Consider the following 12,821-nt stretch of genomic DNA (forward strand, 5'->3'; position numbering starts at 1 on the left):
GGCCAGATGCTCTCTCCCACCTAAAAAGAGGGATTTTATGTCGTCTTTTTAATTGATGTATATATATTTGGAACAAAAGCAAATTAGTAAACTTACTTAAATATTAACTTAGCAATATTTATCCTGCATTAGCAGACAGTACTAATCCTTTTAGGCTAAGTCCCCAGTTACTAACATAGAACGGTTTTGAAGGTCTTTGGAACGCAGACTATACCCGATTACTTTTTTCTTGTATTGTTTGATTACATCAACGTGATCGTCGTAACTGTACACAGAAAAACGAACATCGTTTTTTCCTTTCTTCGTACTAATAACTACTGGAGTCCCACTGGTCTGTGGAGGAAAATAATATTTCTCTAGAAATATCGCTTGGTTAAATTGATCGATGATTTGAGCTTTATCTTCACCTTCCATTTGTTTTCCGTCGATGGTTACAGTAACAGCCGCATCACTAAGTTTTGGATGCAATTCAAATTTGCTGGCAAGCGATCTCACAACAGGACTTGGAAGACTCGTCACTATTATTTTAAGAACACCGATAATAATTAACATAACTATAAAATATGTCGTCATCTTGTCTCATCTCCGTTAATTAATATGATTACATTACTAATATTACCATAGTGTAAATGGTTATTTTTTGTACATTATGTGAACTTCCATGACCTACTACAACTAAAAGAGCCCCTGTTACTAAAAAACAGGGTTTTCAAAACTTATAAATCCTTCCACTTCGTCCACTCTTCCCTAGAATTCACACTGTAAATATTCTCATTTCTGTCCATAAATCCATGAATGATAAATTCTCTCCTAATGGTACTCGGCATATTTAAATTTTAGACAGTATTGTATACTTAGATGAATAAAGAATTAATTTAAGTATGGGGCTGATTAAGTGTTTAAATATAATGTATGTTTTTTAAAAAGTAATGATAGAATCTTAATGCTGAATCGTGAAAAGTCGCCTATCATGGGGGTGTGGAACGGTGTTGGCGGTAAAAATGAAGTAGGTGAAACTGCTGATGAGGGTGCAATTCGTGAAGTGTTTGAAGAAACAGGCTTCAAAGTAAATCAGTATTACTCAAAAGGTGTCATTACATGGGATACAAGTGATAGAAAAAAAGATGGATTATATGTGTACTTATTTGAAGTAGATGAAACATTAGGTAATGAATCTATGAAAAAAACAAGAGAAGGTATTCTCGATTGGAAACACATTGATTGGATAATGAACCCCAATAATTTAGGGATTGCTGAAATGGTAAATCAGTATTTACCTGTTCTATTAGAAAAGGCAGATGATTATTTATTTGAATATAAAGACGGTATAGTGTTGCTTATAGAGTAAGAGGATTTATTAAATATTTTATAATTAAACATCTTTATTCTCTATTTTTGAAGGCAAGCATAATCAGATTACATTTAAGCAATTTTAAAAAGTCTTGCTGCATATAAAGTGTAGTAAGGCTCTTATTTTTCTATATCAAGGTTAAACATCTTTATTCTCTCTATACAATAGATTCGCTCAATTTTTATTTTTAAACATGTCTAAGGAGAAAATCCATAAATATAAAAAGGATTATCTTAGTTTGACAATCCTTTCAGTAAATAAAGTTCAAATAATTCTGCAATTCTTTCTTTTTCTAATGGTTCATGATTTTTTTCCCAATCGAAAATAAGTGATACATATAGTCGCAGCATAATAAATGCTGTGATTTCTGGGTCGCATTTACTAATCTCACCTTTTGCAATTGCGCTTTCCAAATAGGATTGAATAAAAGATACAATTTCAACATCTACTTGTTGCATAACTTCTTGTACTTCTTTCGTTCCCATATCTCGCTCTTCTTGAATGAGTTTAATCATAAGCTGATGTTCTTTTCTAAATTCTAAGATGCTGTATAATGCTCTATGTACATTTTCAAAAAATGAAACATCTGAACGAATTGCTTCTTTTGCAACTTGCTTCATTTCTGTAATTAAATTAGAAATAATTTCTCCGAATAATTCTTCTTTATTTTTGAAAAAAGTATAAATTGTTCCTTTTCCTACATTCGCTAATTTTGCAACTTGATCCATTGTCGTCGCCTTATAACCAAATGCCGAAAAAGACTTTGTTGCAGCTTCAATAATAGAACGTTTTCGATCTACCGCCACATCTTCACCTCCAAAAATGACCAATTGGATAATATAGTCAATTAGCACACATTTGATATTACCACAGTCTTCCATTCTATACAAGTTCTCTTTTTAGTTATTCCCATTATAAAATTTTCCAGTCCATCAACATAATACTGTCATAGTGTATCAGAAAAAACAGTGAAAGAAAAAGCATTCCTACATATTCTGCTATCGGTATTACAATATCAGGTATAATCCTACTCATATCAAGTAGCTTAATCTTTTTCATTCCATCTATGCTATTTCTATTAATTTTCTCTCTCATTACTATACACATATTAACAATACGAAATGGATATCATCTTTACGGTAAGATCCACATTCATCATCATATAGCAAGAGGGTGTATTTCTTTCATAATTATACTATTTTACATCATTTAAGCTTCTACTTTTATTTTAAGAAGAAGCACGATAGAACTCTAAAAATAAAACGGTGTTCTTAAGATACACATCTTAAGAACACCGTCCTTTATTTCGACATAGAAAGCAGTATCTTCTCCATTTCTTTCTTGTTTAAATCATCATCAATTGTTTCTTTGTATTCAGCTTCATCTCTAGTAAAAATACCATTAACTATCACAATTTGATAGGCTCTATTTTTTCCACTTTCAGAGACAAACATCTTCATACCTTTTAATTTACTACGACTATCAGAAGGCGGCGTAACAAAGAGCATTTGATTCCCTTCTAATTCATAATTTTTCATATTGTCTTTCCAAGGAAGTATTTGATGAAGTGGGTCCTTATTCTCCGTATAAACCCTTGATTGATAAATTGTATAGCCATATTTCCCTTTCCTATATTCTGATTTAACAACTAATTCTATATCCCTCCCAAAATATGAATCCGCCCATTCTTTCTTCAGTTCATAGCCATCAACCGTATAAGTCGGTTTCTTAATTGGAAACTTAACATGATTTTGCGCTTCGTCTACAGTATATGTTAAAGATTCAGCTACCCTATCTTCAAATGGTTTTGATTTCTTCTCTATAACAGTTAATTTTTCATTATCAGCTTGACTCAAACGCTCCCGTTTAAATTCTTTTGTATCCCCGTCATAATTCTCCTGTACATTTTTCTTGACCATTGCTTTTTTCTGAATATCACGAGTTTCCTTGAACCATTGTACGTACTGTTCAAATTCCTCTTTTGTTAAACATTTTTCAGCCAAATACAAAAAATCCGTATCCCTTTTATACGACCGTATTGACATGCCCCACTCTCTACTTGCATTTTCTGGTGTACCTAGTATTGTTTCTATAGCATTTTCAAAAGCCTCTTTAGATTGTTCCTTCTTTTCTATCGCTTGCCCCTTCTTCCTTTCCTCTCCTTCCGTCGTACGTGCATTTAATAAAGAAACAGACGCAACAGCAACGATCGCAATTACTCCAAGTGCAGACAGGCGATATGATTTCTTTTTGAATTTCTTGATCATGAGAATTCTCCTTTTTAGCGTACGTTTATTTCTACTTAAATTAGCTAGACTCGGTGCTTGATAATAACTTGAATAACGTTCTAAAAGAGTAATAATTGTATGTCCATATGCGATTTGTTCCTCTGAATCTATAAAGGTAAGTGCAAATGCATCGCAGGCTAGTTCTTGATCTTCCCGCATACATGAATAGGCATACCAAAGAATTGGGTTAAACCAATTTAAGATAAGTAAACCGTACATCAGCCAATTCGCCGTGACATCTCTTCGTTTAATATGTGCTAACTCATGATAGAAAATATATTGGAGTTGCTTTTCATTGAGTACTTTCATATGTTTACCTGACAATAGTACTCTTGGGCGAAAAAAGCCAAATACAGTTGGACTTGGAATTTTCCCAGCTAGCCGCAATGGAATTTGCTGCTTAATGGCCATCGACTTCCGACAGTTCTCAAATATCCTAACGATTTTTTCATCTGTAATATTAGGTTGCTTTTTTATGTAATTGTGTAGCCGTCCATTCATAATGAAAGTTACAATCGCTAATATACTGGCTCCTAACAGCCAAATATACATAGCAATTTTATAAACTGAAAATGTAGTATCTTTTTCTTTTTTATTCTCGTATGTTTGTTCACTCTCTTTCGCGGCATGTACCGAATGATCCTCTTTTGTACTTACTGTAGTATTTGCTATATTTTTATTTCCCTGTACAGCTTCTTGTGACGCTGCAGGAGGAGGAGTCTTTTGAAAAATCTCAGAAACGCCAGAGCTATATGAAAGAAGCGAATAAATACTATAAGAACTATCCGGTGACCACGGCAGGATAAGCCTTACAATCAGTATCATCCACAGCATATATTGCCATCTAGGGGTTAACTTATTTCTAAGTACAACTTTGACACATAAGATGATGCCAACTAATACACTCGCCATAAGTGATGTTTCTATCAACCAATCAAACAAGCGGGGAAGATAGATATTTACAACCATATCTATCTTCATGATCTACCTTTCCTCTCGTTCTCTTCTGTCTTTTCATCCAAAATACGTTTCAGCTCATTAATATCTTCTGAAGATAGTTTTTCTTCTTTTAAGAAATTCACAAGTAATGGTTTGAATGCTGCACCGCAGAAACGCTTAAGTAAAGATTTTGTTTCTACTTGCAAGTAATTATCTTGTGATACTAACGGATAATAGGCATACATACGTCCTTTTTCTTGATGATAAGAAACCGCTTCCTTTTGAACCAGTCGATTAATAAGTGTTCGAATGGTCTTTGGTTTCCAATCCATTGTTGTCTCCAGCTCTTCAATGATCTCATTTGCTGTTTGGGGAGATTTTGACCAAAGAACTTTCATAATTTCTAATTCAGCTTCAGATATTTTAGGTAATTTATTTGTCATATTACATTTCTCCTCTTGTATTACATTTGTAATCTACTATCTAAGATTACAAATGTAATCTTAGATTGTCAACCATATTTTAGAAATAAAATTGCTATATAAATCCATTTTAATTTTTCGCCATCTAAATCCCTGCTATGCAGAATAAACAGTAACCTACACTCGTTTGCTCNNTCGCATGTGGCAGAAAAAGACCCTGACCGCTTCTATGCATGGCCAGATGCTCTTGTCCGCCTAAAAAGAGGGTATATATATAAATCCATTTTAATTTTTCAATATCTAAATCCCCGCGATGCAGAATAAAACATAACCTGCACTTACATTCTCTCTTTGTTTTCACCCTTGCATGTGGTAGGAAAAGGCCCTGACCGTTCCTATGCATGGCCAGATGCTCTCTCCCATCTAAAAAGAGGGGTTTTTTGTCGGTTTTTTAATTGATGCATATATACTTTTTTCAATTATTAAATGAAAAAACAAGAAAATATTTACAATTAATAGTAATATAGAACATAGATACATTCATTAAAGTAGTGGGGGCTATTCCAATCATGATGCGTGCACTAAGTTTAAATATAAAGCAAGCTTTTTTAAATCGTGTTTCCGTAGGTTTCTTATGTAGTATGTTCGTTCTTATTTTCATTTATCACTATTACTACGTCTTACAATATGTAGGTGTCATACCAAACGAACTTTTAACAACATCGTATAAATGGATTGGCTTTCGTGATGATGAAATGGATGTTTATTTATTATTAATGCCTATTATCGCTTCTATACCATTTAGTACAAGTTATAACGCTGATAAATCAGATGGCTTTAAACCATTTATAAGTAAAGAGATTCCTATGTTCTCTTATCTATGTACAAAATATATTGTTACTTTTTTTTGTGGCGGACTTCTTTATATCTTTCCGTTCCTGCTGTCCTTATTACTTTGTAAACTGACAATCCCAGATGGCATTCCATCATTAACCTCGGGTATTATAAACACCAATGGTATGTTTGCATCATTGTATTATGATTCTCCTATCGATTATATATCTATATATATTGTTATTAATTTCCTATTTGCTGGTTTAATGGCCGTTTTAGGTTTAGCTGCCTCTATATGGTCACAAAAAGATTACATGGCCATTTTATTTCCGTTTACTGTTAGTTCGCTCCCCTATGTAGTTTTAAATATGATATTTCCTACAGTTGGCGGAGCACCTATTCATTTATATGACCCGAAACAACCGCTGCAAGGAATGTCACCTTACGTTCTAACTGTACAATGTACGTTATTTGGGATCATTAGTCTATTTATGTATATAAAGGGCGTACAAAAAGATAAAAAAATATATGTGCGCAGACTTCAAAAAAGAATGAGATGCAAAAAAGCTATTGGAAAATCAATTGATCTATAACATAAAAAGCATCCTTATGCGTTAAGGATGCTTTTTGATTATTGCGTAACGAATTCTGTTTCTGTTATTCTTTCCAAATGAGCTAATACATGCTTTACGGCTGCCTCACCTTGGTCAATACAATCAGGAAGACCAGTACCTGCATAAGAGCAACCTGCTAGATAAATACCTGGTAATTCTTGCTCCATAAATGCGGTTAATTTTTTCATTCGCTCTTTATGCCCCACTGTATATTGCGGCATTGCATCTTTCCAGCGGCTTACAACAGTAAAGTCTGGATCAGCTGTAATATCCATTGTTTTTTGTAAATCTTCTAATATAAATTGAACAATTTCTTCATCCGTTTGTTCTACGACTGCTTCATCACCAGGACGTCCAACATAGCAACGAAGCAATACTTTTCCTTCCGGTGTTGTATGCGGCCACTTCTTATGTGTCCACGTACACGCAGTGATTGTAAAATCACTATTTCGAGATACAACGAAGCCCGTACCATTAATATCACGCTTGATTGCTTCTTTCGGAAAAGCTAACGCTACATTCGCAACTGATGTGGATGGAATATTACGTAAGAAACGAAACTGCTTATACTGAGCAAACATAGATGGTAATACTTTATGTGACACCGCAACTACGATAGCGTCTGCTTCAATCTCTTTTCCATTACTAAGAGTAATCGCATAGCCATCGCCAAGTTTTGCAACTTTTTCAATGCGCGTTCCCTTCATAACACTGCTACTATCAAGCTTCTCCTCGATTGCTTCAACCAAGGATTCCAGCCCTTGTTTTAATGTTAAAAAGATTCCTTTTGGCTTTACATCCTTTTTCTGCTTCGGTGCTAACGTACGCATACCAAGTGAAATACTACGATATTTCTGCTCAACTTGATAAAATTGCGGGAATGTCGCCATTAAACTCATTTGATCAACATCCCCTGCATAAATACCAGATAGCAACGGTTCAATTAAGTTTTCAACCACTTCATTTCCTAAACGACGACGGAAAAATTGACCAAGTGATTGATCAGAAACTGGTCTTGAACGCGGTAATACAAAATCAAAACCAGCCCTTAATTTACCAATTGGAGAGAACAATCCTGAAAATAGAAACGGGGTAATTTGCGTTGGAATTCCCATCATTGATCCATTCGGCATCTTATGTAATCGGTTGTTCACCAGAACAAATGACTTACCAGTTGCATTATTTACAAGTTGATCTCCAATCCCTAAGTCTCTGATTAATCTAGCTGCACTTTCTTTTCTTTCTAAGAAAGAATCTGGACCACGCTCAATTGTAAATCCATCTTTTCGAACGGTTTGAATTTTCCCTCCAAGTTTGCCCGATGCTTCTATTAACAATGTATCAATCGGCAATCCTTTTTCGCGAATTTCTTTTTGTAAGTAATACGCTGTTGTTAAGCCTGTAATTCCACCACCGATGATAACAACTTTCTTCTTCAAAACGTTCCCTCCTTCCCCAAGGTATTACAAAATTTCTGCTTGTTTCTTTAAAACGACATCTGCTAAACAAGAAATAAACGCTTCTGATGCATTTGGCATTTCTGGGCGATAATACTTTGCCCCAATTTCTTCTGTAACAACTTTACATTCAACATCATTGTCGTATAACACTTCTAAATGTTCAGCAACAAATCCAGCTGGTGCATATACAAACGAATTGTAACCATACTTTTCATGTAACTCTCTCGTTAAGTCTTGTACATCCGGTCCAATCCATGGATCTGGTGTATTTCCCGCACTTTGCCAACCAACCGCATAATTTCGAACTTCTGCACCGCGTGCAATATAATCCGCTGTCTCATGTAACTGTTCTGGATATGGATCACCAAGCGCGATAATCTTCTCTGGCAAACTATGTGCAGACACAATTAAAACTGTTTTTTCACGTTCAGCTTCTGTCATGTTATCGTATATTTTTTTCACTTCATCTACCCAATACTGAATAAATTTCGGTTCTTTGTACCAACTATCAATACCATGAATTGTTAAATTCCCGAGTTTCTCCGCTTCTTCTTGTGCTCGTCCGATATATGATTTCACACTAAAAGTAGAATAGTGAGGGGCAAGAACAAGGGCAATTGCCTCTTCAATTCCATCATTATGCATAGCTTGTATAGCATCCTCAATAAAAGGTTCAATATGCTTTAAACCGAGGTACATATGAAATTCCACGTGATCCTGCATTTCATTTAAACGCTTTTCTAATTTTTTTGCCTGTTCTAACGTAATAGTAGCTAAAGGAGAAATACCACCAATCGCACGATAACGTTCTGTTAGGTCCTCTAACATTTCAGGACTTGGCTTTCGTCCTCTACGAATATGCGTATAATAACGTTCAATATCTTCTTCTTTATATGGAGTTCCGTATGCCATTACAAGCAAACCCATTTTCTTTTTCATACACCTGTTCTCCTTTACTTTGCTAACCATCCTTTAGAATACTCATGAATAAATGCCGTTAAGCGTTTTAATGTATCTGGATTTACCTCTGGGAATACACCATGACCTAAATTAAATACATAACCAGGTTGCTTCATTCCTTGCTCTAAAATACCTTTCACATGTTCTTCAATAACAGGCCAAGGTGCAAGTAATAGAGACGGGTCCATATTTCCTTGTACAGCTTTATGAATGCCGCGTGCACGCGCTTCTTCAATTGGCAGGCGCCAATCTAACCCTACTACATCAAGAGGTAGATCATTCCACTCATTCGCTAAATGTCCTGCACCAACACCGTGCATAATCATCGGAACGCCCATTTCACGAACTTCTGCAAAAATACGCTCCATTGCTGGTTTAATAAACACACGATAGTCTGCTACATTTACTGTTCCAACCCAAGAATCAAAGATTTGAACTGCTTTTGCTCCTGCGTTAATTTGCGCTTTTACATATGTAACGACCATATCCGCTAGCTTATCCATTAAAGCAAACCAAGCTTTTGGCTCCGCATACATAAATGCCTTCGTTTTGTGATAGTTACGAGAAGGTCCCCCTTCAATCATATAACTCGCTAATGTAAATGGCGCTCCCGAAAAACCAATTAATGGCACATCTAACATTTCTGATGTTAATAAACGAATTGTATCTAATATATATGGTACATCCTCTTCTGGATGAATTTCTCCAAGCTTTTCCACGTCTTGTAAAGAACGAATTGGATTATCAATAACTGGTCCAATTCCAGATTTAATTTCCACATCAACACCAATCGCTGGAAGCGGTGACATAATATCTTTATAAAGAATCGCCGCATCTACATTGTATTGATCAACTGGAAGCTTTGTAACATAAGCACATAGCTCTGGGTTATGTGTGATTTCAAATAAAGAATACTTTTCTTTTATTTTTCTATATTCAGGCTGCGAACGACCGGCTTGTCGCATATACCATGCTGGCACATATTCTGTTCGTTCCCCAATACATGCTTTTAAAAATGTCTCATTTATAGTTCTTCCCAAGACCCTTGCTCCCTTCCTTACTCACACTTCTAACGAATCCTATCCTATATTTATCTTTTTTTACTATACAGGTTGTAAAAACAAAATGCATAGCATTATGTACGTTGTTCATGAAATTGACACAAACGTTCGTAAAACCGCTTACTATTTTCACAACATTCATATTATATCATAAGCAAAACTACGGTTTAGCTACTTTTGTCTTTTCTCCTTCTTGGTTTGTTTGCGGGTTATATGGAACAATATAAAAACTTGGTTTAGCGAATATATTCGTAAATTTGTCTTCATATTCGCCAATTCCTGTTACTGTTCCAACATGAGTATGGACTCCTTTCTCAATCTTATAAATTCGATATACAACTCTTTTATCTGACAGCGGTGTCCAACTTAATTTCGTGGTAAATAAACCAAAAGGACTAAAAGATAATTTCGCCTCTATATTTTCAATTTTACTTAAGCGGATTGGCTTACCAATTGTTTCAACACCTTTTGGCTGCTTAAACTTCATATTATCTTGTATATTTGCCTTCGTTAAAATCTTTTTAAATAGCACTGTTGCGGATAGCTTTCCATCTTGTAATTGATGTTCTTTGTCCGTACGATCATATCCAATCCAGACAGCACCTACTAAACTCGGAGTGTATCCAACAAACCAAACATCTCTGGTACCTTCACTTTGATTTGAAATTGACGTCGTACCTGTCTTCCCAGCTAATGCTCCGCTATATATACCTGCTTTGGCTGTCCCTTCTTCTACAACACCTTCTAACATTTTTGTCATATACCACGCTGTTTGCTTTGAAAAAATTTTCGTTTCACCTTTAGGTGATTCTCCAATTACTGCTCCGTGCCGATCCAATACCTTTTCAATAACATGCGGCTCAATAATCTTTCCATTCGCTAAAAAAGCACGATACATCTTAACAAGTTCAAATGGAGAAACCCCTTCTTTTAATCCGCCAAGTGCCATACTTAAGCCAGAATCTGCAATGTGAATATTCCCCTTCTCTAAATATTGCTTCCCTTCCTCCGCCCCGAGTTCATGCAATAAGGACACAGCTGGTACGTTTGCTGATTCTAAGAGTGCATCATACATCGTTACTTCTTTTGTATACCTATGATTATAATTTCGGGGTTCATATCCATCGAAGGCTGTTTGCTCATTTGTTAATAAGGAATACGGATTATATTTTTTTGTCTCTAGCGCTGGTGCGTATACAATAAGCGGCTTTAAGACAGAACCTGGCTGCCTTTTCGCAAATACCCTATTGAATCCTCTTGGAACATACTCTCTTCCACCAATTGCGGCTTTAATTCCTCCCGTCGCATTATCCATCAATAAAAACGCACCTTGTACTCCGTTGTCTTTACCTGGGAAATTCCGGGCATCTTGAAATTGGTCATAGGCTACTTTTTGAATTTTTTCATCCATCGATACAACAAATGTATAGCCCCCGCGGAGAACTTCTTGATGTGACAAACCATATACACGCGCCGCCTCATCTACCACCATATCTACATATGGCATATAAGCAAGTTCCCGCTCATCTAAATTTTTATAAAGAGCAATTGTTTTCCCTTGATAGCGAACGCTTTCCTCCGCTGATACATACCCTTGTTTATGCATAAGAGACAGCACTAAATCACGACGTTCCTTGCTCTTTTCTGGATGCAGAAATGGAGAATACCCATTTGGCGCTTTCGGAAGCCCCGCAAGCATCGCTCCTTCTTCAACTGTCAATTGTTCTACATTTTTATTAAAATACAATTTTGCCGCTGCCTGAATTCCATAGGCGCCATGACCGAAATAAATATGGTTCATATACATTTCAAGAAGCTGCGCTTTCGTGTATTTTTGTTCTAATTGGAGGGCTATCGCTACTTCTTTTAATTTACGTGTAAATGTTTTTTCATGAGTTAAAAAAACATTTTTGACTAGTTGCTGCGTAATTGTACTACCGCCCTCCACCTTCTCTCTGGCTAAAATGTCTTTATACAATGCGCGAAATACAGAAGGATAGTCAATTCCATAATGCTCATAAAACCTAGCGTCTTCTACAGCTATAAATGCTTGCTGCACATACTTTGGAATCTGCTCAATCGGTACAAGCTCCCTATTTTCTACATATAACTTTGTAATTTCTTTTCCTTGCTGATCAACGATACGTGATGAAGAGTGGAAAACCAGCTGCTTTTCATCCATCATATAACTGCCAGCTAACACAATGAGTTTATAGAGTACAATCGCAACTACAAGCACTGCCACGCCGCTTATTACAGTCCACTTTATTTTCCTCATGCATCGCCCTTCTTTCCAAATGATGGTATATTTATTATTTGAAAAAGAATCAGCTTTATGTACATAATCTTCGAAGTTTTTTACAAGAGCTGATATAATGAAATCAAATTGATAAAGGAGGCATTACAAATGAAAGCAATTATTTCATACGAAACACCTCTCGAACAACCACATTTCACTGCAAAAAATGATAAAAAAAATATGTTTTATAAAGAAAATACCGAGGAAACTGTAGCTGGCTCACTTGGGTATGACGTGCTAGATGCAGTTGGAGAATTTAAAGGCCAACCTGGATTCATTGTTTGTAACAATATTTCTGTTACAGAAGAAGGTCGTCCCGTTTTTGAAAATCGTTTTAAAAACCGTGCAGGGCTTATTGAAAACGAGCCTGGCTTCCAAGCGATCCGTGTTCTACGCCCATTAAGTGACGATACATATGTCATTATGACAATGTGGGAAACAGAACAAAACTTCAAAGATTGGACAGAATCACAATCATTTGAACATGCACATAAAAAACGCCCTGCACAAACGAATGCAGAGCCGCAAAAAAGCATTTTTTCAAGACCATCTTTTGTAACGACATTTGATGTACAGGCATAAAAAAGATCACC

General features: G+C 35.7%; 11 protein-coding genes and 1 pseudogene. 3 read left to right on the forward strand and 9 right to left on the reverse strand.

All coding sequences use genetic code 11. From position 1 onward, the window contains the following. Nucleotides 1-150: 150 nt before the first annotated feature. Together COO03_RS24935 and COO03_RS27910 are read right to left on the reverse strand one after the other, a co-directional pair. Nucleotides 151-573 carry a YfmQ family protein gene (locus COO03_RS24935; protein WP_097899652.1) on the reverse strand — a complete coding sequence of 141 codons (423 nt, stop codon included), beginning with the start codon at nt 571-573 and terminating at the stop codon, nt 151-153. Nucleotides 574-716: 143 nt separating this feature from the next. Beyond that, nucleotides 717-818 (reverse strand): annotated as a pseudogene (locus COO03_RS27910) (DUF2087 domain-containing protein); the annotation flags it as partial. Nucleotides 819-895: 77 nt separating this feature from the next. Between COO03_RS27910 and COO03_RS24945 the strand changes: the two are divergent. Continuing rightward, nucleotides 896-1,348 (forward strand): NUDIX hydrolase, encoded by a 453-nt coding sequence (locus COO03_RS24945; protein ID WP_097899653.1) that lies wholly within the window; start codon nt 896-898, stop codon nt 1,346-1,348. 236 nt (nt 1,349-1,584) lie between these two features. Here COO03_RS24945 and COO03_RS24950 read toward each other — a convergent pair whose 3' ends face one another. From COO03_RS24950 to COO03_RS24965, 3 genes are all read right to left on the reverse strand, one after another. Next, the gene (locus tag COO03_RS24950; RefSeq protein ID WP_097899713.1) at nt 1,585-2,157 is read right to left on the reverse strand and encodes a TetR/AcrR family transcriptional regulator; all 573 of its coding nucleotides are present in this window, start codon (nt 2,155-2,157) and stop codon (nt 1,585-1,587) included. 495 nt (nt 2,158-2,652) lie between these two features. After that, the gene (locus COO03_RS24960) at nt 2,653-4,620 is read right to left on the reverse strand and encodes a M56 family metallopeptidase (RefSeq protein ID WP_097899655.1); all 1,968 of its coding nucleotides are present in this window, start codon (nt 4,618-4,620) and stop codon (nt 2,653-2,655) included. Then, a complete protein-coding gene (locus COO03_RS24965) occupies nt 4,617-5,021 on the reverse strand; it encodes a BlaI/MecI/CopY family transcriptional regulator (protein ID WP_097899656.1) in 405 nt (134 codons plus the stop codon). Before COO03_RS24965 ends, COO03_RS24960 begins: the two co-directional genes overlap by 4 nt. A 548-nt stretch (nt 5,022-5,569) precedes the next feature. On the opposite strand from COO03_RS24965, the gene COO03_RS24975 reads away from it, so the two are divergent. Then, on the forward strand, nt 5,570-6,427 hold the full coding sequence (locus tag COO03_RS24975; RefSeq protein WP_097899658.1) for a hypothetical protein: 858 nt from the start codon (nt 5,570-5,572) through the stop codon (nt 6,425-6,427). A gap of 38 nt (nt 6,428-6,465) precedes the next feature. On the opposite strand, the gene hemY is transcribed toward COO03_RS24975, so the two are convergent. The 4 genes from hemY to COO03_RS24995 form a co-directional block, all read right to left on the reverse strand. Further along, nucleotides 6,466-7,887 carry a protoporphyrinogen oxidase gene (gene hemY / locus COO03_RS24980; RefSeq protein WP_097899659.1) on the reverse strand — a complete coding sequence of 474 codons (1,422 nt, stop codon included), beginning with the start codon at nt 7,885-7,887 and terminating at the stop codon, nt 6,466-6,468. A 24-nt stretch (nt 7,888-7,911) separates the two neighbouring features. Next, a complete protein-coding gene (gene hemH, locus COO03_RS24985; RefSeq protein ID WP_097899660.1) occupies nt 7,912-8,847 on the reverse strand; it encodes a ferrochelatase in 936 nt (311 codons plus the stop codon). A gap of 14 nt (nt 8,848-8,861) precedes the next feature. Further along, the gene (hemE, locus tag COO03_RS24990) at nt 8,862-9,908 is read right to left on the reverse strand and encodes a uroporphyrinogen decarboxylase (RefSeq protein ID WP_097899661.1); all 1,047 of its coding nucleotides are present in this window, start codon (nt 9,906-9,908) and stop codon (nt 8,862-8,864) included. A gap of 181 nt (nt 9,909-10,089) precedes the next feature. Further along, complete coding sequence (locus tag COO03_RS24995) at nt 10,090-12,207, reverse strand: transglycosylase domain-containing protein (RefSeq protein WP_097899662.1); 2,118 nt, start codon at nt 12,205-12,207, stop codon at nt 10,090-10,092. Nucleotides 12,208-12,336: 129 nt separating this feature from the next. Between COO03_RS24995 and COO03_RS25000 the strand changes: the two genes are divergently transcribed. Continuing rightward, nucleotides 12,337-12,810 carry an antibiotic biosynthesis monooxygenase family protein gene (locus COO03_RS25000; protein WP_097899663.1) on the forward strand — a complete coding sequence of 158 codons (474 nt, stop codon included), beginning with the start codon at nt 12,337-12,339 and terminating at the stop codon, nt 12,808-12,810. Nucleotides 12,811-12,821 lie beyond the last annotated feature (11 nt).

Source organism: Bacillus sp. AFS098217 (assembly GCF_002551815.1).
Classification (GTDB): Bacteria; Bacillota; Bacilli; order Bacillales; family Bacillaceae_G; genus Bacillus_A.

Excerpts from the sequence above, each read along its gene's own strand:
- COO03_RS24960 (WP_097899655.1), bottom strand. The coding sequence starts at position 4,620 with ATGAAGATAGATATGGTTGTAAATATCTATCTTCCCCGCTTGTTTGAT.
- COO03_RS24995 (WP_097899662.1), bottom strand. The coding sequence starts at position 12,207 with ATGAGGAAAATAAAGTGGACTGTAATAAGCGGCGTGGCAGTGCTTGTA.
- COO03_RS25000 (WP_097899663.1), top strand. The coding sequence starts at position 12,337 with ATGAAAGCAATTATTTCATACGAAACACCTCTCGAACAACCACATTTC.
- COO03_RS24975 (WP_097899658.1), top strand. The coding sequence starts at position 5,570 with ATGATGCGTGCACTAAGTTTAAATATAAAGCAAGCTTTTTTAAATCGT.
- COO03_RS24935 (WP_097899652.1), bottom strand. The coding sequence starts at position 573 with ATGACGACATATTTTATAGTTATGTTAATTATTATCGGTGTTCTTAAA.
- hemH (WP_097899660.1), bottom strand. The coding sequence starts at position 8,847 with ATGAAAAAGAAAATGGGTTTGCTTGTAATGGCATACGGAACTCCATAT.
- COO03_RS24965 (WP_097899656.1), bottom strand. The coding sequence starts at position 5,021 with ATGACAAATAAATTACCTAAAATATCTGAAGCTGAATTAGAAATTATG.